We start from the raw sequence: 25,027 nt of genomic DNA, 5'->3' as shown, positions 1-25,027 counted from the left end.
TTTTGTGAAAACCTAAAAACAAAACATGGAAATTTGTAAATAAAATGCCAGCCAATCACGCCGACTGCACAGTGATACCCTTTAAGTGATCACTTGATCTCGCGGCACATCCACAGCAGATGTGCCGCCGGACCGATGTCCATCACTGTTCCCGGCACGAACACGACCCCGCCGGGAACCAATCCACCCGCCCGGACGGACATCGCCCTCGATCGAGACCTGCGGGACTAGCCCTTGGCCGCCACCTTTTTCTTGGTGGGAGCCTTCTTCTTCGCCGGAGCCTTCTTGGCGGCGGCCGGCTTGGGCGCGGCCTCCGCCTTGGGGGCGGCGGCCTTGCGGCCGCGGACGGGCTTGGCCGGACCCTTGGCCGCCTTGGCGGCGATCAGGGCCAGGGCGGCTTCCAGGGTCACCGTCTCGATCGAGCTGTCCTTGGGCAGGGTGGCATGCACGCCGTCGCGGGACACGTAGGGGCCATAGCGCCCTTCATGCAGGGTGACCGGCTTGCCCTCGTGCTCGCCCAGGGTCTTGAGCGGGCCGCTGCCGCCGCGGCCCTTGGCCTGGGACAGCAATTCCATGGCGCGGTTCATGCCGATGACCAGCACGTCGTCGTCCTTGGCCAGCGATTTGTAGACCCCGTCATGCACCACATAGGGGCCGAAGCGCCCCACCCCGGCACTGATGGACTTGCCCGTCTCGGGATGGGTGCCGACCAGACGCGGCAGGGCCAGCAGGCGGCAGGCGATGTCGAGGGTGACGCCGGCCGGCTCGAGCCCCTTGTAGAGCGAGACCCGCTTGGGCTTGGGGGCCTTGACCGCTTTTGCGGTCTTGGGGGCCTTCTTGCCCTTTTCCGGCACCGGCGCGGGCTCGGCCTTGAGCGTGGTCTCGTCGCCCAGCTGGACGTAATGGCCGTAGGGTCCCTTGCGGAGCGTGACCGGCAGGCCGCTCTCCGGGTCGTTGCCCAGTTCCTTGGGACCTTCCCTCACCTCTTCCTCGCCCTCGCCGCCGGTGGTCAGCGGCCGGGTGAAGCGGCATTCGGGATAGGCGGAGCAGCCGATGAAGGCGCCGAACTTGCCCAGCTTCAGCGACAGCCGTCCGGCATTGCAGGTGGGGCAGGAACGCGGATCGTGGCCCGTCCCGTTGTCGGGGAAGAAGTGCGGCCCCAAAAGCTCGTCCAGGGCGTCGAGGACCTGGGCGACGCGCAGGTCCTTGGTCTCGTCCACGGCACCGGAGAAGTCGCGCCAGAACCGGTCGAGCACCTTGCGCCAGTCGTCGCGCCCGCCCGAGACGTCGTCCAGCTGGTTTTCCAGATCGGCCGTGAAATTGTACTCCACATAGCGGCCGAAGAAGCTTTCCAGGAAGGCGGTGACCAGACGGCCGCGATCCTCGGGGATGAAGCGCCGCTGGTCGAGGCGGACGTAATTGCGCTCCTGCAGCACCGACAGGATGGAGGCATAGGTGGAGGGGCGGCCGATACCCAGCTCTTCCATGCGCTTGACCAGACTGGCTTCGGAGAAGCGCGGCGGCGGCTGGGTGAAGTGCTGCTCGGTGCGCATGGCCTTGCGGTCCATGGCGTCTTTCTCGGTCACGTCCGGCAGCAGCTTTTCCGCATCCTCGTCGTCGGAATCGTCCTTGTCCTCGCGGTAGACCTTCAGGAAGCCGTCGAACACCACCACCGAACCGGTGGCGCGGAAGACGATGCCGTGCTGGTCGCCGGCGATGTCGACGCCCACCTGATCCAGCTCGGCGGCGGCCATCTGGCTGGCCAGGGTACGCTTCCAGATCAGCTCGTACAGGCGCAGCTGGTCCTTGTCGAGATAGCGGGCCACGTCCTCGGGACGCCGCGCCAGATCGGTGGGACGGATGGCCTCGTGGGCTTCCTGGGCGTTCTTGGCCTTGGTCTTGTAGACGCGCGGCGCCTCGGGCACATAGACCTTGCCGAAATCCTGGGCGATCACCGCCCGGGCGCCGGCGATGGCCTCGGCGGCCATCTGCACGCCGTCGGTTCGCATATAGGTGATGAGACCCACCGTCTCGCCGCCGATATCGACGCCCTCATACAGGCGCTGGGCCAGTTGCATGGTGCGCGCCGCGGCGAAGTACAGCTTGCGGCTGGCTTCCTGCTGCAGGGTCGAGGTGGTGAAGGGCGGGTAGGGATTGCGCCGGGTCCGCTTGCGCTCCACCGCGGCAACCGCATAGCGGGCCGACGCCGCCTTGCTCTCGGCGTCGCGGGCCAAGGCCTCGGAGGACAGGTCGAACTTGTCGAGCTTCTTGCCGCCCAGATGGGTCAGCCCCGCCGACAGCAGCGCCCCCTTGGGGGTCAGGAAGTCGGCGGCGATGGTCCAGTATTCGCGGGGCTTGAAGCTTTCGATCTCGGACTCGCGCTCGCAGATCAGGCGCAGCGCCACCGACTGGACCCGGCCCGCCGAGCGTGAGCCCGGCAGCTTGCGCCACAGCACCGGCGACAGGGTGAAGCCCACCAGATAATCCAGCGCCCGCCGGGCCAGATAGGCGTCCACCAGTTCCTGATGGATTTCGCGGGGATTGCGCATGGCGTCGAGCACGGCGGATTTGGTGATCTCGTTGAACACCACGCGCTTGACCTCGACGCCCTTCAGCGCCTTGCGGGCTTCCAGCACCTGGCGCACATGCCACGAGATGGCCTCTCCCTCGCGATCCGGGTCGGTGGCGAGGAACAGTTTGTCGGCGCCCTTGACGGCGGCCACGATCTCCTTGATCTGGCGCTCGGACTTGGGATCGGTCTCCCAGTCCATGGCGAAGCCCTCGTCGGGCCGCACCGATCCGTCCTTGGGCGGAAGGTCGCGGATATGGCCATAGGAGGCGAGCACGTGGAAGTCGCTGCCCAGATACTTATTGATGGTCTTGGCCTTGGCCGGAGACTCGACGACGACGACTTTCATCCGCACCCGATCACATCCTGGGGGCAAGGAATCTCAGCCGACCAGCAGCGAGACCCGATTGCCGGGATGGCGCTCCAAACGCCCCGCCAGTTCAATCTCCAGCAGGACCCAGGACACCATGGAGGGTGACAATTGGCATTGGCGGATGATTTCGTCAACCATCACCGGTGCGGGACCCAACGCCTCGGCCACCCGGGCGCGGGCCTGGTCCATCTCGGAAGTATCGGGTTCAACCGGCTGGGGAGCGCGGAAATCGGCGCGTTTGCCCTCGGCCAGGGGCCGGCGCAGCAGGTCGCCCAGGACGTCGGTCACGTCGGCAACGCTTTCGGTCAGGGTGGCGCCGTGGCGCAGCAGATCGTTGGGACCGGCGGCACGCGGGTCCATGGGCGAGCCCGGCACGGCGAACACCTCGCGCCCCTGGTCGGCGGCGAAGCGCGCCGTGATCAGCGAGCCCGAGCGGGCATTGGCCTCCACCACCACCACGCCCAGCGACAGGCCGGAGATGATGCGGTTGCGGCGGGGAAAGTAGCTGGCCTGGGGCTGGGTCCCCACCGGCATTTCCGACACCACCGCGCCGGCCGCGCCGATTTCCCGCCACAGATCGGTGTTCTCGGGGGGATAGACCACGTCGACGCCGCCGGCCAGCACCGCCACCGTGCCCGAGGCCAGCGCCCCCTGATGGGCGGCGGTATCGATGCCGCGCGCCATGCCGCTGGCCACCACATAGCCGGCCCGGCCCAGGTCGGCGGCCAGCCGGCGGGCGAAGTTGCGGCCGTTGAGCGAAGCGTTGCGGGCGCCGACCATGGCCACCATGGGCTTGGCCAGCACCGACGGATTGCCCAGCACGCAGAGCAGCGGCGGCGCATCGTCGAGCGCCGCCAGCCAGGCGGGATAGCCCGGCTCGGCAACGCCGAGCAGACGGGCGCCGACCCGCCCGGTGGCCTCCATCTCGCGCTCGGCGTCGGCCTTGGGGCAGATGCGGATGGGGCGGCGGGCGCCGCCCTTGCGGGCCAGGTCGGGCAGAGCTGCCAGGGCGGCGCTGGCCGAGCCGAAGCGTTCCAGCAGGCGCGAGAAGGTACGCGGCCCCACATTCTCGCTGCGGATCAGCCGCAGCCAGTCGAACCGTTCAGCGGCTGAAAGTTGCCTTTTGCCCTCGTCCATGGCGTGCAGAGTGGCCGGTTGCATGCAATCGGTCAAGGGCGGATGAGGCTATTTCTCCCGGCTGGTGATCGCCTTTCTGGCCAGGACCTGATCGCACACCGAATTGGTGTCCCACGACGACCGCTTGCCCAGCGCCGGCTTGATGGTCGCCCACGAATCGGTGAAGGCCTGGCGCCCCAGGTCGCGGAGATAGACCAGGAAATCCCAGGCCGGGGCATCCTTGGAATAGACGCCCAGCTTGACCATGGCCTCGTCCGCGTGGATGCGGTGCAGGTTGACCCGGCGATAGGGATGCTGGCCGGGCGGCGGATCCTTGATCATGCCGGCGTCCACCAGCCGGTTGATGGTCTCGATGGCGTTGACCTCGTGGACCAGCGAGGCGTTGAAGGCCACCTCGTTGAGGCGGTCCAGCACCTGACGCGCCCCCTTGGGCGGCGGGCCGTCGCGGTGCAGCGGATTCAGCGTCACCAGCAGCAGGTCGGCGGCGTCGGCCTCGCGCAGCCGCTCCACCAGCGGCGTCAGCGGCGGATTGCCCATATAGCCGCCGTCCCAGTAATGGTGATCGCCGATGGTGACGGTGTGCAGCGAGGTGGGCAGGTTGGTGGACGCCCGCACCGCGTCGGGCGACACCGCGCCGTCGATGAACAACTGGCGGCGGCACTCGCCGATATCGGTGGCGGCGACGATCAGGGTGGGGGTCGCCTCCTGCGGCAAGGCGAAGATGGCCGGAATCTCGGGCAGCACGTCGCGCAGCACCGCGGTGAGATAGGTGGCGAGCCCCGATTCCGCCGCCGGAGTATTGCCGCCGGCCACGTCGGCCCAGCGAGCCGCGGGGGTATCGTCGATGTTCCAGCCCGGGGCCAGCCCGATGGCGGCGACGAAGGGGTTGCCGCCCCAGAAGGCGGCCCGGGCCACCGTCTCCCACAACTCGCGGATCTTGGTCCGTGCCGCCTCGGCCATGCGCCGGGAGCGGGCGCTGGCCGGCCCGGGCTGGGCGGCGCCCTCGTGATAGCCATAGACCATGGCCGTCGCGGTCAGCGCCCCCGACGAGGCTCCGCTCACGCCGACGAATTCGATATTGCCGGCCGCAGCCTCGTCCAGCAGGGCGTCAAGCACGCCCCAGGTAAAGGCGCCGTGCACACCGCCGCCCTGCAAGGCCAGTGCAATCCGATGGGGTTTTCCCATGAGCGTTTCTCCCTGAGATGACGGTTTCCGCCATTGTTTTGCCCAAGGGTACCGCGACCCCACCCTCACTGGCAACCGCAGGTATCGTGACATCGTTTCCATCCCCGCCCCTTACCCGATTGGAGAAGCGGGATGCCCGCGCTATGCTGGCCGTCCTTTCCATTTGGGGCGAAGGGATCCGCCATGAGCGACACCGCCGGCACACCCGGACTTCAGCGCGTTTTCCCCCGGGGCACGGTCATCTTCAAGGAGGGCGACACCGGGCACGAGGCCTATCTGCTGCAGCAGGGCACCGTGCGCATCTTCAAGACCACGGCCGGACGCAAGATCACCATCGGCCGGGTCTGGCCGTTCCAGGTGTTCGGCGAGATGGCCCTGCTGGACGACAGCCCGCGCATGGCCACCGCCCTGGTGGATGACGACGCCACCTGCCTGGTGCTGACCAAGGAGGCCATCCGCACCATGATGGATCAGGCGCCGCCGGGGCTGAACACCCTGATCCAGTCGCTGCTGGCCACCATCCGCGAACTGGGCGACGACCTGGCCGACGCCAGGTCCAGTTTGGCGGATCACGGGGTGGAATGATCCAGGTTCTCTCGGCCCTGGCGCCGATCATCGCGCTGATCATTCTGGGGCATCAGATGCGGTCGAGGGGCTGGGTCGACGATGCCTTCTGGGCGCCGGCGGAATGGGCCACCTTTCACCTGTTCCTCCCCGCCTTGCTGGTCGCCTCGCTGGCCCGCGCCCGCCTGGAGGGGCTGCCGGTGGGCACCATCTTCGCCGTCGAGGCGGGGCTGGTGGTGGTGATGGCCGCGACGGCCGGTCTGGCGGCGCGGCGGCTGGAACAGCCGCCGTGGTCCCTGGATGGCCCCGCCTTCACCTCCTTGTTCCAATGCGTGATCCGCCCCAACACCTATGTGGCCCTGGCGGTAGGAGCCGGGCTGTGGGGCAGCCAGGGCGTGGCGCTGATCGCCGTCTGCACCGCCGCCGTGATCCCCCTGGTCAATCTGCTGTCCACCCTGGCCATGCTGCATTGGGCGCGGACGGACGGGAGGCTGGGCTGGCGCGAGGCGGTGTTGCCGGTGATCACCAACCCGCTGATCCTGTCCTGCGCCGTGGGCGCCGCCATCAACCTCTCGGGCCTGCGCCTGCCCCCGGTGGCCGCCTCCATCCTCGACATCCTGGGCGGCGCCTCGCTGCCTTTGGCACTGCTGGCCATCGGCGCCGGCATCCGCCTGGAGAGCCTGCGGCAACCCGCCCCGTCGGTGTGGCTGGCCATCGCGGCCAAGATGGTCGTCCTGCCCCTGCTGGCCTATGGCGCGCTGAAAGCCGCCGGGCTGGGTGGCGCCATCCTGGGGGCCTGCGGCATCTACGCCGCCCTGCCCGCCTCGCCCGCCTCCTACGTCACCGCCCGCCGGATGGGCGGCGACGCCGCCCTGGTGGCCACCATGCTGTCGGCCCAGACCATCGCCGGAGCGGTGATTCTGCCTTTGTGGCTGATGGTGCTGGGAGCCGGTTGAATCCCCTTGCGGCCGAATTAAAAAAACGTATGCTCGTTTAACGCACCAACCGGGCTGTATGAGGGAACGAGCATGACCGGCTTCAATTCCGCGCTGAACTTCGATCTGGGTGAGACCGCCGACATGATGCGCGACTCGGTCGCCGCCTTCGCCGCCACCGAAATCGCCCCCCGCGCCGCCGAGATCGACCGCAGCAACGAATTCCCCAACGAGCTTTGGCCGCGCCTGGGCGCCATGGGCCTGCTGGGCATCACCGTCGACGAGAAGTACGGCGGCGCCGGCATGGGTTACCTGGAGCACGTGGTGGCCATGGAGGAGATCAGCCGGGCCTCGGCCTCGGTGGGCCTGTCCTACGGCGCGCACTCCAACCTCTGCGTCAACCAGATCAAGCGCAACGGCACCGAAGCGCAAAAGATGAAGTACCTGCCCAAGCTGATCTCGGGCGAATATATCGGCGCCCTGGCCATGAGCGAGCCCAATGCCGGCTCCGACGTGGTCTCCATGAAGCTGAAGGCCGAGAAGAAGGGCGACCGCTACGTCCTCAACGGCACCAAGATGTGGATCACCAACGGCCCCGACGCCGACGTGATCGTGGTCTATGCCAAGACCGACGTCACCGCCGGACCGCGTGGCATCACCGCCTTCCTGGTGGAGAAGACTTTCAAGGGCTTCTCGGTGGCGCAGAAGCTGGACAAGCTGGGCATGCGCGGCTCCAACACCGGCGAGCTGGTGTTCCAGGATTGTGAAGTGCCGGAAGAGAACGTGCTGGGCGCCGTGGGCAAGGGCGTCAACGTCCTGATGAGCGGCCTGGACTACGAGCGCGTGGTGCTGACCGGCGGACCGCTTGGCATCATGGCCGCCTGCATGGATGTGGTGGTCCCCTATGTTCACGAGCGCACCCAGTTCGGCCAGCCCATCGGCACCTTCCAGCTGATGCAGGGCAAGCTGGCCGACATGTACACCACCTTCAACGCCTGCCGCGCCTACACCTACGCGGTGGCCAAGGCCTGCGACCGGGGCGAGACCTCGCGCAAGGACGCCGCCGGCGTGATCCTCTACGGCGCCGAGAAGGCCACCTGGATGGCGCTGGAAGCCATCCAGACCCTGGGCGGCAACGGCTATATCAACGAATACGCCACCGGGCGGCTGCTGCGCGACGCCAAGCTCTACGAGATCGGCGCGGGCACATCCGAGATCCGCCGCATGCTGATCGGCCGCGAGCTGTTCGAAGAAACCAAGTAGCTCCCGTGAAACTGTCATCCCGAGCGAGAGCGAGGGATCTCCTCCTGGCACGGCCACGGGAAACCGGACATGCCGGAGTAGACGGAGATCCCTCACTGCGTTCGGGATGACAAGACAGCGGATGACGAGGCGCAGGCCCCAGGGACGAACCAAATGACTGTCATCAAATCCTCGATCAATCCCCGCTCGGACGAGTTCAAGGCCAATGCCGAGGCCACGCAAGGTCTGGTGGACGACCTCAAGAAGGTGGTGGCCCAGGTCAAGATGGGCGGCGGCCCCGCCATGCGCGAGCGCCACATCGCCCGCGGCAAGCTGTTGCCCAGGGAACGCATCCGCCGCCTGCTGGACGTGGGCTCGCCCTTCCTGGAATTCTCGCAATTGGCCGCCTGGGACATGTATTCCAAGGACGTGATGGGGGCCGGCATCATCACTGGCATCGGCTCCATCAACGGCCAGGAATGCATGATCGTCGCCAATGACGGCACGGTGAAGGGCGGGTCTTACTATCCCCTGACCGTCAAGAAGCACCTGCGCGCCCAGGACATCGCCAAGGAGAACAATCTGCCCTGTGTCTACCTGGTGGAATCGGGCGGCGCCAACCTGCCCAACCAGGACGAGGTGTTCCCCGACCGCGACCATTTCGGCCGCATCTTCTATAACCAGGCCCAGATGTCGGCCCTTGGCATCCCGCAGATTTCCGTGGTGCATGGCTCGTGCACGGCGGGCGGCGCCTATATCCCGGCCATGAGCGACGAAAGCGTCATCGTCAAGAACCAGGGCACCATCTTCCTCGGCGGCCCGCCTTTGGTGAAGGCCGCCACCGGCGAGGTGGTCTCGGCCGAGGAACTGGGCGGCGCCGACGTCCATTGCCGCACCTCGGGCGTCACCGACCATTACGCCCAGGACGACGGCCATGCGCTGGCCATCGCCCGGCGCATCGTCGGCAACCTCAACCGCATCAAGCCCACCAGCCTGAAAATGGCCACGCCGGAAGAGCCGCTGTACGACCCCAAGGAAATCTACGGCATCATCCCCAAGGACCGCCGCAAGCCCTATGACGTGCGCGAGGTCATCGCCCGCATCGTCGACGGCTCGCGCCTGGACGAGTTCAAGCAGACCTACGGCACCACCCTGGTCTGCGGCTTCGCCCATATCTGGGGCTATCCCGTGGGCATCGTCGCCAATAACGGCATCCTGTTCTCGGAAAGCGCCCAGAAGGGCGCCCATTTCGTCGAGCTGTGCAGCCAGCGCGGCATTCCGCTGATCTTCCTGCAGAACATCACCGGCTTCATGATCGGCAAGAAGTACGAGGCCGGCGGCATCGCCAAGGACGGCGCCAAGATGGTTACCGCCGTGGCCTGCGCCAAGGTGCCGCGCTTCACGGTGATCATGGGCGGCAGCTTCGGGGCCGGCAATTACGGCATGTGCGGCCGGGCCTATCAGCCGCGCATGCTCTATATGTGGCCGACGGGGCGCGTCTCGGTGATGGGCGGCGAGCAGGCCGCCAACGTCATGGCCCAGATCAAGAAGGACGCCATGGAGGCCAAGGGTCAAAGCTGGCCGGCGGATGAAGAGGAAGCCTTCAAGGCCCCCATCCGCGACCAGTACGAGACCCAGGGCCATCCCTATTACGCCGGGGCGCGGCTGTGGGACGACGGTCTGGTCGATCCGGCCGAGACCCGCATGGTGCTGGCGCTGTCGCTGTCCGCCTCCTTCAACGCCCCCATCGAGCCGACCAAGTTCGGCGTGTTCAGGATGTAAGCGGCATGAGCGCCCTTCTCGTCACCACCCATGACGGCGTGCGGACCATCACCCTCAATCGGGCCGAGCGGCACAACGCCTTCGATGACGCCCTGATCGCCGAACTGGCCGCCGCCTTCCGCGACGCCGCCACGGCGCCGGGCATCCGCGCCGTGGTGCTGGACTCCACGGGAAAAAGCTTTTCCGCCGGGGCCGACCTGGAGTGGATGAAGCGCATGGCGGGCTATTCCCACGAGGAAAACCTGGCAGACGCCCAAGCCCTGTCGGACATGCTGGAAGCCATCGACGCCTGCCCCCGCCCCGTCATCGGCGTGGTGCAGGGTGCCGCCTATGGCGGCGGCGTCGGGCTGGTGGCCTGCTGCGATCTGGCCGTCGCGGCGGAAGGCGCGACCTTCTGCCTGTCCGAGGTCAAGCTGGGCATCATCCCGGCGGTGATCAGCCCCTATGTGGTGCGCGCCATGGGCGGCCGCGCCGCCCGGCGCTACGCCGTCACCGCCGAACTGTTCGACGCGGCCGAGGCCAAGGCCACCGGGCTGGTGCACGAGGTCGTCCCCGCCGAGCATCTGGCCGAGGTCAGGGACAAGTGGCTGGCCCGCGTCAAGGGCAACGGGCCGCAGGCCATGAGCGCCGCCAAGGGCCTGATCCGCCGCGCCGCCGACCAGCCCCTGGACGAGTCCTTGCGGGCCTGGACCGCCGGCCAGATCGCCGAGCGCCGGGCCAGCGACGAGGGCAAGGAAGGCATCCGCGCCTTCCTGGAAAAGCGCAAACCCGCTTGGATTGAGGGATAAAGAGGCATGTTCGATAAGATCCTCATCGCCAATCGCGGCGAAATCGCCTGCCGGGTCATGCGCACCGCCAAGCGCCTCGGGATTCGCACCGTGGCGGTCTATTCCGAGGCCGACGCCAACGCCATGCACGTGGCCATGGCCGACGAGGCGGTGCTGATCGGCCCCGCCGCCGCCGCCGAGAGCTACCTGAAGGGCGACGTGATCCTGGAAGCCGCCAAGAGGACGGGGGCCCAGGCCATCCATCCCGGCTACGGCTTCCTGTCCGAGAATGCCGGTTTCGCCGAGGCCTGCGCCAAGGCGGGCGTGGTGTTCATCGGCCCGCCGGTGGGCGCCATCCACGCCATGGGCTCCAAGGCCGAATCCAAGCGGCTGATGGAAGCGGCGGGCGTGCCGCTGGTGCCCGGCTATCACGGCAAGGGCCAGACGCTGGAGGAGCTGACCCGCGAGGCGGCGATCATCGGCTATCCCGTGCTGGTCAAAGCCAGCGCCGGCGGTGGCGGCAAGGGCATGCGGGTGGTGAGCGAGGCGTCCGGGCTGGCCGAGGCGGTGGCGTCGGCCAAGCGCGAGGCCAAGGCCGCCTTCGGCGATGATTCCCTGCTGCTGGAGACCTATCTCGGGCGTCCGCGCCATGTGGAAATCCAGGTGTTCTGCGACACCCACGGCAATGGCGTCTACCTGTTCGAGCGCGATTGCTCCATCCAGCGCCGTCACCAGAAGGTGATCGAGGAGGCCCCCGCCCCGGCTTTGGCCGACGAGACCCGGCGCGCCATGGGCGAGGCCGCCGTCGCCGCGGCGCAGGCGGTGGATTATGTGGGCGCCGGCACGGTGGAGTTCCTTTACCAGGACGGCCGCTTCTTCTTCATCGAGATGAACACCCGCCTGCAGGTGGAGCACCCGGTCACCGAAATGATCACCGGCCTGGATCTGGTGGAGTGGCAGTTGCTGGTGGCGTCGGGGGGCAAGCTTCCCCTGGCCCAGGAACAGCTCTCCCGCAAGGGCCACGCCTTCGAGGCCCGCCTGTATGCCGAGGACCCGTCCCGCGACTTCCTGCCGGCCATCGGCAAGCTGGTGCATCTGGCGCCCCCGTCCGAAAACCGCCACGTGCGCGTCGATACCGGCGTGCGCCAGGGCGATCAGGTCACGCCCTTCTACGATCCCATGATCGCCAAGCTGATCGTCTGGGACGAGGACCGCGACTCGGCGCTGCGGCGTCTGCGCCGGGCGTTGGCCGATTATCAGGTGGCGGGGGTGACCACCAACGTCTCCTTCCTGGGCGCCATCGCCGCGCACCCTGCCTTTGCCGCTTTGGAGATCGACACCGGCTTCATCGAGCGCTACCGCGCCGATCTGCAGCCGCCCGCCGCCCCGGTGCCCGCCATGGGCCTCGCCTTCGCCTCCCTAGCCCTGCTGCTGTGGCGCGAAGAGGATAGCGCCCGGACCGCCGCCCGCTCCGGCGATCCCCATTCCCCCTGGCACCAGACCAACGGCTGGCGCCTCAACGACGACAATCACCACGACTTCCGCTTCATGGACGGGGCCGACGAGCGCCGGGTCACCGTGCATTTCGTCGCCGACGGCTGGTCGCTCGACCTGCCCGACCAGACCCTGTCGGCGCGCCGCGCCACCCTGTCGGGCACCACGCTTTCGGCGGAAATCGGCGGCGAACGCCGCACCGCCTCGGTGGTACGCTCCGGCTTCGACATCACCGTGCTGCACGACGGCCACGCCTGGAAGATCAAGCTGGACGACCCGTCGGCCACCGCCGCCGAGCGCGAGGGCGGGGACGGCCGTTTGGCCGCTCCCATGCCGGGCACCGTGGTTCAGGTGCTGGTCCAGCCGGGCGACGCCGTCACCGCCGGCCAGCCGCTGATCGTGGTCGAGGCCATGAAGATGGAGCACGCCATCAAGGCCCCCGCCGAGGGCAAGGTGGCCGCCATCCACTTCAAGGTGGGCGACACCGTGGCCGAGGGCGTCGAACTGCTGGCCTTCGAGGTGAAGGAATAGGATCTGTCGGGCTATCGCCCGAACCCATTTGGGGCAATGCCCCAAACCCCCTTTTGATTCATGAATGAAAGGGAGGTTTGGAGGTCTCCTCCAGGCGGGGAACGGGGCGGCAGCCCCGAATGGACGGGAAAGGTTCGAGATCATGCGTCATCCCTCGCGCGTCAAAATCGTCGAGGTCGGTCCCCGCGACGGCCTGCAGAACGAGGCCAGGCCGGTCGCCGTCGAGATCAGGGTCGGGCTGATCAATCGCCTGACCGGGACCGGGCTTACCGCCATCGAATCGGGCAGCTTCGTCAGCCCCAAATGGGTGCCGCAGATGGCCGCCACCGCCGAGGTGATGGCCGCCATCACGCGGCGGCCGGGCGTGGCCTATCCCGTGCTTACCCCCAACCTCCAGGGGCTGGAGGCGGCGCTGGCCGCCAAGGTCGAGGAGGTGGCGGTGTTCGCCGCGGCGTCGGAGACCTTCTCGCAAAAGAACATCAACTGCTCCATCGCCGAAAGCCTGGAGCGCTTCGCCCCGCTGGCCGCCCGGGCCAAGGCCGAGGGGTTGCGGGTGCGGGGCTATGTCTCCTGCGTGCTCGGCTGCCCCTATGAGGGCGCGGTCGAGCCCTCGGCGGTGGCCGGAGTGGCGGAAAAGCTGGTGGCCATGGGCTGCTACGAGATCTCGCTGGGCGATACGGTGGGCGTCGGCACCCCCGCCAAGGCCCAGGCCATGATCGACGCGGTCACCGCTCGGCTGCCCGTCGAGATGCTGGCCGCCCATTTCCACGACACCTATGGCCAGGCCCTGGCCAATCTGCTGGCGGTGATGGAGCGCGGCGTGGCGGTGATGGATTCCTCCGTCGCCGGGCTGGGCGGCTGCCCCTATGCCAAGGGCGCCGCCGGCAACGTGGCCAGCGAGGATCTGGTCTACATGCTGAACGGCATGGGCATTCACACCGGCATCGACCTGGACAGGCTGATCGAGGCCGGAACCTTCATCTGCGAGGCGCTTGGCCGCGCCACGGGCTCGAAGGTTGCCCGCGCCCGCGCTTAGCTTGGCTTGACCAACGACCTTGGCGATAAGTATAGCCGTGTGCTACCATCGAACCCGCGAAATTCACAAATGCGGACACGAGCTCCATGTCCACGGATTTCTGGGTCGATGCGCTGAGCGTCGGAGTTGATGAATTCGACCGCGCCCACCGGCAACACCTGAACACCATTGGCGAGATCGAGGTGGCGTTGTCCGAGAATCGCCGCTCTGACGCCGTTGGACTGCTCACCCATCTGCTGCAGATTCTGACCGTCCATCAGGCGGAGGAACTGGACCTTCTGGTCCGTACGTCCTATCCCGGCGTTGACCAGATCCGCGAAGTCCAGGCGGCCAATCTGGCGCGGCTGCACCGGCTGAAGGATCAGGTGGAAGGCCAGACCAGCCAGCTTGCCGACGCCCGGCGGGTGGCGACCGAAATGCGCATGGCCTTTGTCGACTACCTCTTGAAGGGTGACATCAACTTCAAGAGCCATCTGGACATGGCCGGCTACGGCTATCGCTGAACCAAAGAGGGATGCCTTAAACATGCATCACTCTTTTTAACTTTATTTGTTTTGCCCTCGCCGGGCGGACGCCTCCGCGCCCTTGGCCGCTCGCTCAATGCTCGCATGAGCGCCGCGCCTCACATTTGAGGCTCGGCGCTTTAATCGCTGGCCTGCCGCCTCCCGCTGGGGTGAAATAGACCGTTCGCCGCAAGGAACGCTCTATGACCACCATTCTCGGTACCTATGATCACTATGGCTACGCCGCCATTGCCCTGCTCGGAACCTTTGTCGGCGCCTGGTTTCTGCTGTGGGTGACCTTACGCTCGCCCTGGGCCGACGAGCTTCACACCTGGAGGGGGGTGTCGCCCCCTTTTCTCGGGGTGGTGGGCGTCCTGTTCGCCCTGACGCTGGCCTTCCTGGCCAACGACACCTGGAACGCCCATGACCGGGCGCTGAATGCCGTTTACCAGGAAGCCGACGGGCTGCGCAGCATCGACGCCCTGGCCGAGCATCTGCCCGCCCCGATCAAGGCCAGGGTGGTGGGAGCGGTGCGGGACTACGCCCGCATCACGGTGACCGAGGAATGGCCCCTGCTGGCGCGGCGCCAGAACAGCCGCGCCGCCTCGGACCAGTTGGACAGACTGCTGTCGCTGCTGGCGGGGCCGGATGTCTCGGCGGTGGCGCCGACCGGAGTGCATGGGCTGATGCTGAGCCAGGCCGTCCAGGTCCGGGCGGCCCGGGGATTACGCATCGCGCTGTCCCAAACCCACGTCAATCCGCTGAAATGGCTGGGCATGGCCTTTCTCGGCTTTCTCACCATGATTTCCATCGCCATGGTCCATGTGGACCAGGGACGGGCGGAAATCCTTGCCATGGTGATCTTCGCGGCGGCGGCGGCGCCGACGGCGGCCATCGTGCTGGTGCAGGGCAACCCATTCCAGCAGCCCACGGTGGTCCACGCCGGGCCGATTGCGGCCCTGGCGGCGGAGCCCGGTGCTCAGTCCAGCGGAGCCGGAGGAGCGCGGTAGAAGAAGTCGGGATCGGCCAGGGTCGAGGCCGAAACGGTGATCATGGTCTTGGGCTGCAGCTTGTTGAACAGGCGGGCGTGCATGATGCCGTCCACGTGCTCGAAAATCTTCTCGACCACCCAGATGCTCTTCTTGGTGTCGTGGGCCTTGATGAACATGTCGCCGACCTGTGCATCAACGGACTTGCGCTTGAACATTCCTACTCCCGCCGAATTCACCTTAGATGAGATGATCATCTTGCCGAGGCCAAAAGCGGCCCGACCGGACTGAGGTTATATGACGCGGAGCCGAACGGGAAGCCGTGTCGTGAGAATTGTGCCATGCGAGATAGGATTTCATGACGTCGACTGCTGCTATCGTATTGATCGACTGCGAGAATCTGACCGGCACCCGACGGCTGGAATCCCTGGGCCGCTGGGCCGGGGCCGGGCGCCTGGAGCTGTTCGGGCGCGAAGGCTTCATGGCGCCATGGCGCATGGCCCTGGCCAGGCGGGGCCTGGCGGCGGCGGCCGAGACCCCGGTTCCCGACGACGCGCCCTCCCAGGCGGCGGACCAGGCCATCGCCCGCACCGTCGACGCCCTGATCGCCGCCGGGACCAGCGGCCCGGTGGTGATCGCCTCCAACGACAAGGGCTTTGCCGTCGACATCGCGCGGATGACGGCAGAGGGCATGGCCGCCCGCCAGGATTTCGACCTGGACGAAGCCGGCCTGCTGCGGCTGGTGATCGGAGAGATTGCCCGGCCGGACGGCTGGGCCGCCGCCGGCGGTGTCGGCGACCATCTGATCAGGCGGTTTGGGTTGGATATTCGCGGCCGGCTGGGCCCTCTGGCGGCCCGGTCCGGCTGTGCGGTGCGGCATGACCGCACTGGCCTGTGGCTCTCGGCACCCGAGAGCCCGGCGTAAAGGCGATCAGATCGCCGAGGGAATGCCGTCGTGCTGGTCCTTGTCCAGCTCGCGCTCGACCCGGGCGGCGTGACGCCAGGCGCTGATGGAAATGCCAAGGCCGGCGATGCTCAGGGCGCCGATGGCGGCCATCACGATATCCATGGTGGAAACGATCATGGTTCTCTCCTTGGCCGCTCGACTGGCGCGGCCTTTCCCAGCCATGTACACCGCTTCTCGCACATGCGAAAGGCACTGGAGGTCAGCCATGCACAAACCTCATGCATTGCTATGGCGGGAAGGAATCATTTGCGGGGAATACGGACCGTCACCGTCGTGCCCTCGCCCGGCCGGCTGACCAGATCCAGGCTGCCGCCGTGCAGTTCGGAGAAGGACTTGGCCAGGGGTAGACCCAGCCCAGTCCCCGCATAACGGCGCGACAGGCTCGACTCCACCTGGACGAAAGGCTGCAAGGCCTTTTCCAGGCTTTCCTCGTCCATGCCGATCCCGGTATCGGCCACGATCAGAACGAGGTCAGTCCCCTCATGACGGGCCTCCAGGCTGACCGATCCGCCGGCGGGCGTGAATTTCACCGCGTTGGACAGCAGGTTGAGCAGGACCTGCTTCATGCGCAACGGGTCGAGCATGGCGTCGCCCAGGCCGGGCTCCGCCTTGCACCCCACGTTGACCTCGGCGCGGGTCGCGCGTTCCGACACCAGCCGGATGGCCGATTCCAGCAAGGGCAGCACGGGGGTCGACTCGCGGCTGAGGTCGAAGCGCCCCACCTCGACCTTGGCCAGATCGAGGATGTCGTTGATGATGCGGAGCAGGTGGTGGCCGGAATCCCAGATCCAGCCGATATACTCGCCATAGCGGGCATTGCCCACCGGACCGAACACCCCCGACCGCATCACGTCGGAGAATCCGATGATAGCATTCAAGGGCGTGCGCAGTTCGTGGCTCATATTGGCCAGAAACTCGCTTTTGCAGCGATTCGCCTCCTCGGCCTGACATCGGGCGAGATCCAGTTCGCGGGTCCGTTCGACGACCCGCTGCTCCAGCTGTTCGTTGGCCTCCTGCAGGGCGCGCTGGTAGGCATGGCGCTCGGTGACGTCGCCAATGGAGCCCACCATGCGCGTCGCAACCCCATCGGCGTCGAGCACCGCCAGGCCGCGGGCCAGAACCCATCGCCACCGCCCGTCGCGGTCAGTCACCCGGTATTCACATTCGAAATGGGCGTCCTCGCCTTTGAGATGACGCACCAGGGTGGCCTGATAGCGGTCGCGGTCCTCGGGATGGACCAGCTCCAGCCATTCATGGGAGGTGGTCCGCAGGGTGTCGCTCTCGAAGCCGAGAATGGAAAGCAGCCGCGCCGACAGGTACAGCTCCTTGGTGATGGGGTTCCAGTCCCACAGCCCCTCATTGGGGCCGCGCATGGCCAGGGCATAGCGCTCCTCGCTCTCGCGCAGGGCCCGCGTGGTGGCCAGCAGGACCCGCTGGGTGCGCTGCGCCTCGCGCTGGGCAATTTCCAGCGCCTTGACCCGCGCCCGCAAGCGGGCCGGCGTTTCGTCGCGCAAGCTCTCCCGGCCGGGGCCGATGCCCCGAGGCGTTCTGACGGGCAACCCAACCTCCAGCATCCCTCGCATTAGGTAAAGGTACGCATGCCCGCCCGGCCAGACAAGGTGGCCAAAGGGCAAAATGCGTCCCGGATGCAAGCCTTGCCCGGCAGATCCGCAATTGTCGCAAGGGGAACGCCGTCCTATCATGGCCGGAACGGGAGGAACGGTCATGACGACACTGCGCCTTCGCGACATGCTGCTTATCGGGGCCGGGCTGGCCTTTCTCGGCTGGGCGCTCCTGCCGCCCTCGTCCCTATCCCTGAACGAGTCCTGCGCCCCCTCCAATGGCCCGCCATCGCTCAGCGCCGCCCTGTTTCCCGGCACGTTCTGGGAAAAGCAATTGACGGCGGTACTGGTCGAACGCGACGAGTTGCTGGCCCGCCCCGCCCGCCGCGCCCGCATCGATGCCCAGATCAAGGCCGAGGCCTCGGCCATCGAAGGCCGCATGGACCGCCTCAACCGGGAACAGGACCGCATCGACAGCCGGGCGGAAAAGGAACGCCACGACATGGCCGAGCAAAGCGCCCGCCTGAAGCGGATCGCCTGGCTGATGGGCTGCGAGGGAGAAATCCGCCAGCGGCTGGCGCAATAGGGGCGGCGGAAAGGCTCCCCTTCGGGGGCTTTCGCCCCCGATCCCCCAATCGTGAAGCACAGCGTCCCGAACCCTTCAGGCTTTTAAGGCTCAGTTGGCCCAGCAGGCCAGCCAGTACATGGTCTCCGGGCGCCCCTCGTTGACGGCCAGCCAGCGGTCGAGGGACGACATGTGGCGCAGGACCGGGAACCGGTTGGGGTCGCGCGGCCCTTCGGAAATCTTTTCCACCTGATGTGTTCCAGAGAACCGGCGGATCAGGGTTTCGGTGATGTCGCGGTTCAGGAAGTCGTGACACTCGACGATGATGTCGCAGTCACACAACTCCGGCACCGGAGCCGGGTCGAGCAAAGTCATCTCCGCCCCTTCGCAATCGACGACCAGCAAGGCCCGCCCCTGGCCGGACAGGTGGCTCCGAAGCTTGTCGCTGGTGCACAGGCCGTCGACGACCACCCTCGCCCCCACGCCGTTGGCAGCGGCGGCACGCTGGCAGTACTGTCGGGAATTGGCATCGGTGTCGTGGGCGAAGACCCGCGCCTGGGGCAAGGCCCGCGCCAGGCCGACGGCGTAATACCCCTCGGCGCAGCCGATATTGACCACCACGGGCGGCATCCGGTCCATGGCCCGGGTAAAGGCGGGAATCAGTTCCTCCTCGTAGCATCCGAGGATCTTGGGAGCCAGGTCGCCGTCGTGCCAAGTGCTCTCGCCCGACAGGGTCATTCCGGTGAAGAGCCCGCCCAGGACCTTCATGTTGGAAGCCTTGGCCAGCGCGGCGCACAGTTCCGCCCGCCGGGCCGCCGCCGCCAGATTGAGAATGTCGAAATTAGTCTTTACGCGGATCTGATCGATATCCACCGCGCCCTCCTCCCGTCGGACTCTATTCGTGCTCGGGCTCCGGCCCGGCCTCCACGTCGATGGGCACGCCGGGCTGCAGTTTGGAGGTGCGGATGGCGAGGGCGCTCTTTACGTGGCTGATATTAGGTGCGGCGGTCAGGCGCGTGGTGAGGAAACGCTGGTAGTCGTCCCAGTCATGGGCCACCACCTTCAACAGGAAGTCGGTCTCGCCCGCCAGCATGTGGCACTCGCGCACCTCGGGCCAGCCCTTGACCAGCTCCTCGAAGGACTTGAGGTCGGCCTCGGCCTGGCTGTTCAGGCCCACATGGGCGAACACCGTGACGTTGAATCCCAGCGCCCCGGGGTCGATCTCGGCATGGTAGCCCTTGACGTAGCCGGCCTCCTCCAGCGCCCGCACCCGTCGCAGACAGGGCGGCGCCGAGATTCCCGCCCGCCGTGCCAACTCGACATTGGTCATTCGGCCGTCGGCCTGCAGGTCGGCCAGAATGCGCCGATCGATGCGGTCAAGCTTGACCCGCTGCATAAGGGAACTCCAATACCACGTAAGTTTGCGAAATTATATTACTCAGAAGCCGCCAGCAAGCCCAACGTTCTGTCGCGGCGACGATTTTCCCAGCGCGGGCTCCCCCGCCCGCTCCCAAAGCCATGACCACAGGGAAACTGAGAGTTAATATCCTTCTCAAGCGCGGTCATGGCAGCTGTTTTGTAATCATTCCATCTTGCGCGACACGGCAATCCAGACTAGATTTGTCGGCATCATTTTTGTCCAAGCCCTATGAGGGAGCCTTTCTAATGTCCGACACGATTCAGAGCCCGACCTCCCTGGTCACCAAAGCCGCCCCTGACTTCACCGCCCCGGCGGTGATGCCGGACAACGAGATCAATCCGGCGTTCAACCTGAAGTCGTACCTGGCTGGCTCCTACGGCATCGTGTTCTTCTATCCGCTGGACTTCACCTTCGTGTGTCCGTCGGAGATCCTGGCCCACGATCACCGCGTCAAGGCCTTCGCCGAGCGCAACACCAAGGTCATCGCCGTCAGCGTCGATTCCCACTTCACCCACCTGGCCTGGAAGAACACCCCCGTCGACAAGGGCGGCCTGGGCAACGTCCAGTTCCCCATGGTGGCCGACCTGACCAAGGACATCGCCAAGTCCTATGGCGTCCTGCTGCCGGGTGGCGTGGCGCTGCGCGGCACCTTCGTGATCGACAAGAACGGCGTGGTCCAGTCGGCCCATGTGAACAACCTGCCGCTGGGCCGCAACGTGGACGAGGCGCTGCGCCTGATCGACGCGCTGCAGTTCTCGGAAGAGCATGGCGAGGTCTGCCCCGCCGGCTGGAACAAGGGCAAGGCCGGCATGAAGCCCAATCCCAACGGCGTTGCCGAATACCTGGCCAAGCACGCTTCCGAGCTGTAAGGCTTTTGTAAGATAGGGAGGGCGCGCCGCTTGCCAGCGGCGCGCCCTCTCCTTATGCTGTGACGCAATAATTTCGAAAAGTCCGGGAAGCATCGCGATGGCGCATCACCACTCCAAGGTCCTGATTCTGGGTTCCGGTCCGGCCGGCTGCACCGCGGCCATCTACGCGGCGCGCGCCAATCTCGAGCCCATGCTGGTGGCCGGGCTGCAGCCCGGCGGCCAGTTGACCATCACCACTGATGTGGAAAACTTCCCAGGCTTCGCCGAGGCGGTCCAGGGGCCCTGGCTGATGGAACAGATGCAGGCCCAGGCCGAGCATGTGGGCACCCGCTTCATGGACGACACCATCGTCTCGGTGGACCTGTCCAAGCGCCCCTTCACCGCCGTGGGCGATTCCGGCGACACCTATGCCGGCGATACGCTGATCATCTGCACCGGCGCCACCGCCCGCTGGCTGGGCCTGGAATCGGAAAAGAAGTTCTCCGGCTTCGGCGTGTCGGCTTGCGCCACCTGCGACGGCTTCTTCTTCCGCGGCAAGGAAGTGGCGGTGATGGGCGGCGGCAATTCGGCGGTGGAAGAGGCCATCTATCTGGCCGGCATCGCCTCCAAGGTCACCCTGATCCATCGCCGCGACACGCTGCGGGCCGAAAAGATCGCCCAGGACCGCCTGTTCGCCAATCCCAAGGTCGCCGTGGTCTGGGACAGCGTCATCGACGAGATCGTCGGCGACGACAACCCTCCTGGCGTCACCGGGGTGCGCCTCAAGAACGTCAAGACCGGCGCGCTGTCCGTGCTGCCAGTGGACGGCGTGTTCATCGCCATCGGCCACACGCCCAACACCGAGCTGTTCAAGGGCGCCCTGGAAATGGATTCCGAGGGCTATCTGATCACCAAGGCCGGCGCCACCTCCACCAACATTCCCGGCGTGTTCGCCGCCGGCGACGTGCAGGACAAGATCTATCGCCAGGCGGTCACCGCCGCCGGCACCGGCTGCATGGCCGCGCTGGAGGCCGAGCGCTTCCTCACCGCGCATGGACACACGGGTTAAGTTGCGGCACAGTAGCCGGTATGAAATGGGAGGGCGGAAACCATAATCCGCCGCGGGGAGGAGACCGGTCGCCACATGGACTGGGATAAGCTGAGGGTTTTTCATGCCGTCGCCGAGGCGGGCAGCTTCACCCATGCGGGCGAGGTGCTCAATCTCAGCCAATCGGCGGTCAGCCGCCAGATCAGTGCGCTGGAGGAAAGCCTTAACCTGCCGCTGTTTCACCGCCATGCCCGCGGCCTGATCCTCACCGAGCAGGGCGAACTGCTCTACCGCACCGCGCGCGACGTGTTCTCCAAGCTGGCCATGACCGAGGCCCTGCTGACCGAAAGCCGTGAACGCGCCCAGGGACCGCTGAAGATCACCACCACCGTGGCCTTCGGCTCGCTGTGGCTGACGCCGCGCATCAAGGACTTCCTGGACGCCTACCCCGAGATCGCGGTCACCATGGTGCTGTTCGACGGCGAGCTGGACCTGGCCATGCGCGAGGCCGACGTGGCCATCCGCATGATGCCGCCGCGCCAGCCCGACCTGATCCAGCGGCACCTTTTGTCCATGAACTACGCCGTCTTCGCCGCGCCCTCGTATATCGAAAAATACGGAATGCCGAAGTCCGCCGACGACCTCGACAACCACCGCATCATCGTCTATGGCGACGACACCCGGGTCTCGGCCCCGGTGTCCAACGTCAACTGGCTGCTGGAAGCCGGCGCCTCCCCCGACCGGCCGCGCAAGCCGGTGCTGGAGGTCAACAACATCTACGGCATCTACCGCGCCGTCAAAAGCGGACTGGGCATCGCCGCCATGCCCGAATACCTGCGCGGCGAGGCCGAGGCGCTGGTGCATATCCTTCCCGAGCTGAAGGGCCCCAAGGTCGAGACGTATTTCGTCTATCCCGAGGAATTGCGCCATTCCAAGCGCATCACGGTCTTCCGCGACTTCCTGCTCTCCAAGATCGCCGAATCCGCCTGATCCGGTAAAAACCCTACCCGAAAGCATAAGGCATGCGCCAACCGCATGCCTCTATCCTGCTTTTTGGTGTGGTTTGAGGCCGCTCCATGCCGTACATCAGTACTCGCAACTTGCTGCAGCGCAGCAGGTCCAGAGTTCGGCGGTTCCCGCCACAGTGTTCCCAGGTGCAATGCCTGGGTTCCGGGTCTTCGGACCCTACGTCTCCTAGACGTGAAGCCTCCCTGTTTGACTTAGCCCCTGGTGAATAACCGGGGGCTTTCTTTTTCAATGGGTTATGAGGTTTTGAGGCTTGGGCCGATTTGGCGGGTCCGAGGCTCATGGGCCGTATGTGGGCCGTTTTTGATTTCCAGAGCGCGACGCAAGCCGCGCAGCCAATGCACCGATTGACGTTATACGTGGCGCGTTATATCGTTGTCACATGATAGCCAGCTTTCACGACAAGGAAACGGAGCGCCTATATCAGGCGGGCACGTCCAAGCGGTTTGCCGCTATCGCCAAAGCCGCGTTACGCAAGCTGGACATGCTTGATGCGGCTGCCGAGTTGCAAGACCTCTCCTCACCCCCAGGGAACCGCCTTGAGGCTCTGGAGGGCGACAGGAAGGGCCAACACAGCATCCGTATCAATGACCAGTGGCGGCTGTGTTTTATATGGCGTGATGGTGCCGCGCACCGTGTCGAGATCACCGACTACCATTGAGGCAGGATCATGCGCATCAAGACCCATCCCGGTGAAATCCTCCGCGAAGAATTCATGGCCCCCTTGGGGCTGTCGGCCAACGCCCTTGCCACGGCGTTACGCGTCCCGGCAACCCGCATTGGCGAGATCATCAAGGAGCACCGCTCCATCACCGCCGATACGGCTTTGCGGTTGGCCCGGTATTTCGGCACCACGCCACAATTCTGGCTCAACCTCCAAAGCGCCCATGACCTGTCAAAGGTGGAAGCTGAGGCCGGAGACAAGATTGCACACGACGTGACGCCACGGGCGGCGTAGGGCAAGGGCTACACGGAGGCAAGCGAGCGGATCAGGTTGCAGGGATCAAAGCCAATGGCTGCCGCAACATCCAGGAATTCCAAAACATCCAAGCGCCTCTCTCCAAGCTCATACTTGGCGACATAGGACGGAGGTTTTCCCAATCGCTCCGCGATCACGGTTTGCGTAAGCCCCCGCGCCTTGCGTTCGGCGACCAACAGCGCCCGCAGTTTGTGGTGACGTTCCGTGTGAATGGTCTTGGGCATCGTGGAGCCGGTTGTGATAGCTCACGACAGCAAATTCCCCTGGACGAATTCTCCCAAAACAGGAGAATGAGGAGAGCCGAATGGGGAGAGAGATAATGCAGCGCAGCACGTTTTTGATTGCCGGTGTAATGACAGCCCTGTTTATCACGGGCTGCACACCCCAAAAGATGGGGTATCAGCCATCAAGCACTATTGAAACTTCCAGGCTGCGCAGCACAGTTGACATAAAAGATGATCAGTTCGAAAAGTCTGTATTATTTATAGGCCCAGAGGAAACACTTGGAGCTGGTGTTCTTTCTGAGTTCAACACTTATTTTATTCGAAGCTGGGTTGACAAAGGGACATTGGTAGCAACACATCAAGTCTATGTGAACGATTATGGGAGTGGATGGAAATTTTGGAATTCGGCAAAAGATGAAAACTCCAACATAATGGAATTCGTATCTATATCTAGCCATGTCGGCAGTTGCAGATATGGATGCAGTTATTTTGAATCATTTGGCGCCTCGATCGATGACAAGACATTGCGCAGCAAGAGAGAAACGGGCTACCGGATAAAATTTAGTGCCAAAAACGGCGCTGAAAAGGTTGTCCATATAACGCCGCGACAGGTTATCGCTCAGTTAGAGGCGATTGACGCGAGATTTCCACCCCAAAAGGTCAAAGAAGAAGCGGCGCAGCCAAAAGTGAAATCCGATAAACAAAATCAAAGGCAAAATAAAACACTAAAGCAAAAGTGATAAATCACTATTCTGCAAGAACAATACCAAGCGACGCGCATGAAAAGCTGTTCTGCCTCAGAAGGCGTTATTTAACGTTAGTTACCATAGAATATCGGCGGCGTGGGAACTTGACCAGGGAGTCGGTCAAGGCGAGTGATCGGCTAGAGATTTGACTCCCCCCCGCCAAATGACTGGCATGCAGATAAATGGGAGACAGCTAAATGAAGATAGCCTTGTACGTGACGTGCCTGTCTACGATTCTTTTGGTTACGGCATGTACGCCATATAAAATATATCACCCGAATAAATCAGCCGCAGAGCAGGCAGCGGATAAATACGACTGCGAACAACTAGCACTGCAGAAAACAAGGGCACAGGGCTATGGCAATAATCCACTTATTGTTGGAGACAACGAGCGGGATTGCATGACTCGAAAATATGGCTACACAATCAGTCGGTAAATTAAAATCCCCCAAACTCATCTCCGCACCGCCATAGCGCCCGCCACATGCGGGGGTGAGCCTGGAGGCGTCTGGACCCTGCCAACCGTCATGCCGCG

The 25,027-nt window shown here is 65.3% G+C and carries 26 protein-coding genes; 17 read left to right on the top strand and 9 right to left on the bottom strand.

The window, feature by feature from the left end:
- Positions 1-227: 227 nt before the first annotated feature.
- The 3 genes from topA to AMB_RS03495 are packed head-to-tail and all read right to left on the bottom strand — an operon-like array spanning position 228 to position 5,264.
- Positions 228-2,918: a type I DNA topoisomerase gene (gene topA / locus AMB_RS03505; RefSeq protein ID WP_043743329.1), complete on the bottom strand. Its 2,691-nt coding sequence runs from the start codon at positions 2,916-2,918 to the stop codon at positions 228-230.
- A 33-nt stretch (positions 2,919-2,951) separates the two neighbouring features.
- A complete protein-coding gene (dprA, locus tag AMB_RS03500) occupies positions 2,952-4,103 on the bottom strand; it encodes a DNA-processing protein DprA (protein ID WP_011383124.1) in 1,152 nt (383 codons plus the stop codon).
- A 24-nt stretch (positions 4,104-4,127) separates the two neighbouring features.
- Positions 4,128-5,264, bottom strand: a complete 1,137-nt coding sequence (locus AMB_RS03495) for a patatin-like phospholipase family protein (RefSeq protein WP_043743327.1) — start codon at positions 5,262-5,264, stop codon at positions 4,128-4,130.
- Positions 5,265-5,447: 183 nt separating this feature from the next.
- On the opposite strand from AMB_RS03495, the gene AMB_RS03490 reads away from it, so the two are divergent.
- From AMB_RS03490 to AMB_RS03450, 9 genes are all read left to right on the top strand, one after another.
- Complete coding sequence (locus AMB_RS03490; protein WP_011383122.1) at positions 5,448-5,849, top strand: Crp/Fnr family transcriptional regulator; 402 nt, start codon at positions 5,448-5,450, stop codon at positions 5,847-5,849.
- Complete coding sequence (locus tag AMB_RS03485; protein WP_011383121.1) at positions 5,846-6,784, top strand: AEC family transporter; 939 nt, start codon at positions 5,846-5,848, stop codon at positions 6,782-6,784. Before AMB_RS03490 ends, AMB_RS03485 begins: the two co-directional genes overlap by 4 nt.
- A gap of 72 nt (positions 6,785-6,856) precedes the next feature.
- Positions 6,857-8,026, top strand: a complete 1,170-nt coding sequence (locus AMB_RS03480) for an isovaleryl-CoA dehydrogenase (protein WP_011383120.1) — start codon at positions 6,857-6,859, stop codon at positions 8,024-8,026.
- Between the two features lie 153 nt (positions 8,027-8,179).
- Positions 8,180-9,787, top strand: coding sequence for a carboxyl transferase domain-containing protein (locus AMB_RS03475; protein ID WP_011383119.1), 1,608 nt, complete (start codon positions 8,180-8,182; stop codon positions 9,785-9,787).
- Between the two features lie 5 nt (positions 9,788-9,792).
- Positions 9,793-10,575: an enoyl-CoA hydratase/isomerase family protein gene (locus tag AMB_RS03470; protein WP_011383118.1), complete on the top strand. Its 783-nt coding sequence runs from the start codon at positions 9,793-9,795 to the stop codon at positions 10,573-10,575.
- Positions 10,576-10,581: 6 nt separating this feature from the next.
- The gene (locus tag AMB_RS26715) at positions 10,582-12,579 is read left to right on the top strand and encodes an acetyl-CoA carboxylase biotin carboxylase subunit (protein WP_011383117.1); all 1,998 of its coding nucleotides are present in this window, start codon (positions 10,582-10,584) and stop codon (positions 12,577-12,579) included.
- 142 nt (positions 12,580-12,721) lie between these two features.
- A complete protein-coding gene (locus tag AMB_RS03460; protein ID WP_011383116.1) occupies positions 12,722-13,615 on the top strand; it encodes a hydroxymethylglutaryl-CoA lyase in 894 nt (297 codons plus the stop codon).
- A gap of 86 nt (positions 13,616-13,701) precedes the next feature.
- Entirely contained in the window at positions 13,702-14,118 is a 417-nt protein-coding gene (locus tag AMB_RS03455) for a hypothetical protein (RefSeq protein WP_011383115.1), read from the top strand.
- Between the two features lie 203 nt (positions 14,119-14,321).
- Positions 14,322-15,128 carry a DUF4239 domain-containing protein gene (locus AMB_RS03450; protein ID WP_011383114.1) on the top strand — a complete coding sequence of 269 codons (807 nt, stop codon included), beginning with the start codon at positions 14,322-14,324 and terminating at the stop codon, positions 15,126-15,128.
- Here AMB_RS03450 and AMB_RS03445 read toward each other — a convergent pair.
- Positions 15,098-15,325 (bottom strand): hypothetical protein, encoded by a 228-nt coding sequence (locus AMB_RS03445; protein ID WP_043743325.1) that lies wholly within the window; start codon positions 15,323-15,325, stop codon positions 15,098-15,100. The two genes, AMB_RS03450 and AMB_RS03445, sit on opposite strands and share 31 nt — an antisense overlap.
- Positions 15,326-15,465: 140 nt before the next feature.
- On the opposite strand from AMB_RS03445, the gene AMB_RS03440 reads away from it, so the two are divergent.
- On the top strand, positions 15,466-16,032 hold the full coding sequence (locus tag AMB_RS03440; RefSeq protein ID WP_011383112.1) for a hypothetical protein: 567 nt from the start codon (positions 15,466-15,468) through the stop codon (positions 16,030-16,032).
- Between the two features lie 6 nt (positions 16,033-16,038).
- On the opposite strand, the gene AMB_RS25555 is transcribed toward AMB_RS03440, so the two are convergent.
- Together AMB_RS25555 and AMB_RS03435 are read right to left on the bottom strand one after the other, a co-directional pair.
- Complete coding sequence (locus AMB_RS25555; protein WP_158303922.1) at positions 16,039-16,191, bottom strand: hypothetical protein; 153 nt, start codon at positions 16,189-16,191, stop codon at positions 16,039-16,041.
- Positions 16,192-16,316: 125 nt separating this feature from the next.
- Positions 16,317-17,588 carry a sensor histidine kinase gene (locus AMB_RS03435; RefSeq protein WP_231848959.1) on the bottom strand — a complete coding sequence of 424 codons (1,272 nt, stop codon included), beginning with the start codon at positions 17,586-17,588 and terminating at the stop codon, positions 16,317-16,319.
- 211 nt (positions 17,589-17,799) lie between these two features.
- On the opposite strand from AMB_RS03435, the gene AMB_RS24840 reads away from it, so the two are divergent.
- Positions 17,800-18,222, top strand: coding sequence for a hypothetical protein (locus AMB_RS24840; protein ID WP_043743322.1), 423 nt, complete (start codon positions 17,800-17,802; stop codon positions 18,220-18,222).
- Positions 18,223-18,312: 90 nt separating this feature from the next.
- Here AMB_RS24840 and AMB_RS03425 read toward each other — a convergent pair whose 3' ends face one another.
- Positions 18,313-19,074, bottom strand: coding sequence for a class I SAM-dependent methyltransferase (locus AMB_RS03425; RefSeq protein ID WP_011383109.1), 762 nt, complete (start codon positions 19,072-19,074; stop codon positions 18,313-18,315).
- Between the two features lie 22 nt (positions 19,075-19,096).
- Positions 19,097-19,597: an Lrp/AsnC family transcriptional regulator gene (locus AMB_RS03420; RefSeq protein ID WP_011383108.1), complete on the bottom strand. Its 501-nt coding sequence runs from the start codon at positions 19,595-19,597 to the stop codon at positions 19,097-19,099.
- Between the two features lie 269 nt (positions 19,598-19,866).
- Between AMB_RS03420 and AMB_RS03415 the strand changes: the two genes are divergently transcribed.
- From AMB_RS03415 to AMB_RS03395, 5 genes are all read left to right on the top strand, one after another.
- On the top strand, positions 19,867-20,490 hold the full coding sequence (locus tag AMB_RS03415; protein WP_011383107.1) for a peroxiredoxin: 624 nt from the start codon (positions 19,867-19,869) through the stop codon (positions 20,488-20,490).
- Between the two features lie 97 nt (positions 20,491-20,587).
- A complete protein-coding gene (trxB, locus tag AMB_RS03410; RefSeq protein ID WP_011383106.1) occupies positions 20,588-21,538 on the top strand; it encodes a thioredoxin-disulfide reductase in 951 nt (316 codons plus the stop codon).
- 75 nt (positions 21,539-21,613) lie between these two features.
- Positions 21,614-22,507 (top strand): LysR family transcriptional regulator, encoded by an 894-nt coding sequence (locus tag AMB_RS03405; RefSeq protein WP_011383105.1) that lies wholly within the window; start codon positions 21,614-21,616, stop codon positions 22,505-22,507.
- A 418-nt stretch (positions 22,508-22,925) separates the two neighbouring features.
- Positions 22,926-23,204 carry a type II toxin-antitoxin system RelE/ParE family toxin gene (locus tag AMB_RS03400; RefSeq protein ID WP_011383104.1) on the top strand — a complete coding sequence of 93 codons (279 nt, stop codon included), beginning with the start codon at positions 22,926-22,928 and terminating at the stop codon, positions 23,202-23,204.
- A gap of 9 nt (positions 23,205-23,213) precedes the next feature.
- The gene (locus tag AMB_RS03395; RefSeq protein ID WP_011383103.1) at positions 23,214-23,501 is read left to right on the top strand and encodes a HigA family addiction module antitoxin; all 288 of its coding nucleotides are present in this window, start codon (positions 23,214-23,216) and stop codon (positions 23,499-23,501) included.
- Positions 23,502-23,509: 8 nt separating this feature from the next.
- On the opposite strand, the gene AMB_RS03390 is transcribed toward AMB_RS03395, so the two are convergent.
- Complete coding sequence (locus AMB_RS03390) at positions 23,510-23,746, bottom strand: helix-turn-helix domain-containing protein (protein WP_011383102.1); 237 nt, start codon at positions 23,744-23,746, stop codon at positions 23,510-23,512.
- Positions 23,747-23,841: 95 nt separating this feature from the next.
- Here AMB_RS03390 and AMB_RS24835 point away from each other — a divergent pair, with 95 nt between their 5' ends.
- Positions 23,842-24,486: a hypothetical protein gene (locus tag AMB_RS24835; RefSeq protein WP_148207282.1), complete on the top strand. Its 645-nt coding sequence runs from the start codon at positions 23,842-23,844 to the stop codon at positions 24,484-24,486.
- Positions 24,487-25,027: the final 541 nt, after the last annotated feature.

This window comes from Paramagnetospirillum magneticum AMB-1, from assembly GCF_000009985.1.
GTDB classification, from domain to species: Bacteria; Pseudomonadota; Alphaproteobacteria; order Rhodospirillales; family Magnetospirillaceae; genus Phaeospirillum; species Phaeospirillum magneticum.
The sequence above is the reverse complement of the archived record's forward strand: the minus strand, read 5'-3'. Positions and strand labels throughout refer to the sequence as shown.

Bases quoted from the DNA above. Each gene is read 5' to 3' on its own strand.
- AMB_RS03480 (WP_011383120.1), top strand. From the start codon at position 6,857: ATGACCGGCTTCAATTCCGCGCTGAACTTCGATCTGGGTGAGACCGCC.
- AMB_RS03390 (WP_011383102.1), bottom strand. From the start codon at position 23,746: ATGCCCAAGACCATTCACACGGAACGTCACCACAAACTGCGGGCGCTG.
- AMB_RS24835 (WP_148207282.1), top strand. From the start codon at position 23,842: ATGCAGCGCAGCACGTTTTTGATTGCCGGTGTAATGACAGCCCTGTTT.
- AMB_RS25555 (WP_158303922.1), bottom strand. From the start codon at position 16,191: ATGATCGTTTCCACCATGGATATCGTGATGGCCGCCATCGGCGCCCTG.
- AMB_RS03495 (WP_043743327.1), bottom strand. From the start codon at position 5,264: ATGGGAAAACCCCATCGGATTGCACTGGCCTTGCAGGGCGGCGGTGTG.
- AMB_RS03490 (WP_011383122.1), top strand. From the start codon at position 5,448: ATGAGCGACACCGCCGGCACACCCGGACTTCAGCGCGTTTTCCCCCGG.
- AMB_RS26715 (WP_011383117.1), top strand. From the start codon at position 10,582: ATGTTCGATAAGATCCTCATCGCCAATCGCGGCGAAATCGCCTGCCGG.
- AMB_RS03405 (WP_011383105.1), top strand. From the start codon at position 21,614: ATGGACTGGGATAAGCTGAGGGTTTTTCATGCCGTCGCCGAGGCGGGC.
- AMB_RS24840 (WP_043743322.1), top strand. From the start codon at position 17,800: ATGACGACACTGCGCCTTCGCGACATGCTGCTTATCGGGGCCGGGCTG.
- AMB_RS03450 (WP_011383114.1), top strand. From the start codon at position 14,322: ATGACCACCATTCTCGGTACCTATGATCACTATGGCTACGCCGCCATT.
- AMB_RS03415 (WP_011383107.1), top strand. From the start codon at position 19,867: ATGTCCGACACGATTCAGAGCCCGACCTCCCTGGTCACCAAAGCCGCC.
- AMB_RS03475 (WP_011383119.1), top strand. From the start codon at position 8,180: ATGACTGTCATCAAATCCTCGATCAATCCCCGCTCGGACGAGTTCAAG.
- AMB_RS03400 (WP_011383104.1), top strand. From the start codon at position 22,926: ATGATAGCCAGCTTTCACGACAAGGAAACGGAGCGCCTATATCAGGCG.
- topA (WP_043743329.1), bottom strand. From the start codon at position 2,918: ATGAAAGTCGTCGTCGTCGAGTCTCCGGCCAAGGCCAAGACCATCAAT.
- AMB_RS03440 (WP_011383112.1), top strand. From the start codon at position 15,466: ATGACGTCGACTGCTGCTATCGTATTGATCGACTGCGAGAATCTGACC.
- dprA (WP_011383124.1), bottom strand. From the start codon at position 4,103: ATGCAACCGGCCACTCTGCACGCCATGGACGAGGGCAAAAGGCAACTT.
- AMB_RS03485 (WP_011383121.1), top strand. From the start codon at position 5,846: ATGATCCAGGTTCTCTCGGCCCTGGCGCCGATCATCGCGCTGATCATT.
- AMB_RS03470 (WP_011383118.1), top strand. From the start codon at position 9,793: ATGAGCGCCCTTCTCGTCACCACCCATGACGGCGTGCGGACCATCACC.
- AMB_RS03445 (WP_043743325.1), bottom strand. From the start codon at position 15,325: ATGTTCAAGCGCAAGTCCGTTGATGCACAGGTCGGCGACATGTTCATC.
- AMB_RS03455 (WP_011383115.1), top strand. From the start codon at position 13,702: ATGTCCACGGATTTCTGGGTCGATGCGCTGAGCGTCGGAGTTGATGAA.
- AMB_RS03395 (WP_011383103.1), top strand. From the start codon at position 23,214: ATGCGCATCAAGACCCATCCCGGTGAAATCCTCCGCGAAGAATTCATG.
- AMB_RS03420 (WP_011383108.1), bottom strand. From the start codon at position 19,597: ATGCAGCGGGTCAAGCTTGACCGCATCGATCGGCGCATTCTGGCCGAC.
- trxB (WP_011383106.1), top strand. From the start codon at position 20,588: ATGGCGCATCACCACTCCAAGGTCCTGATTCTGGGTTCCGGTCCGGCC.
- AMB_RS03460 (WP_011383116.1), top strand. From the start codon at position 12,722: ATGCGTCATCCCTCGCGCGTCAAAATCGTCGAGGTCGGTCCCCGCGAC.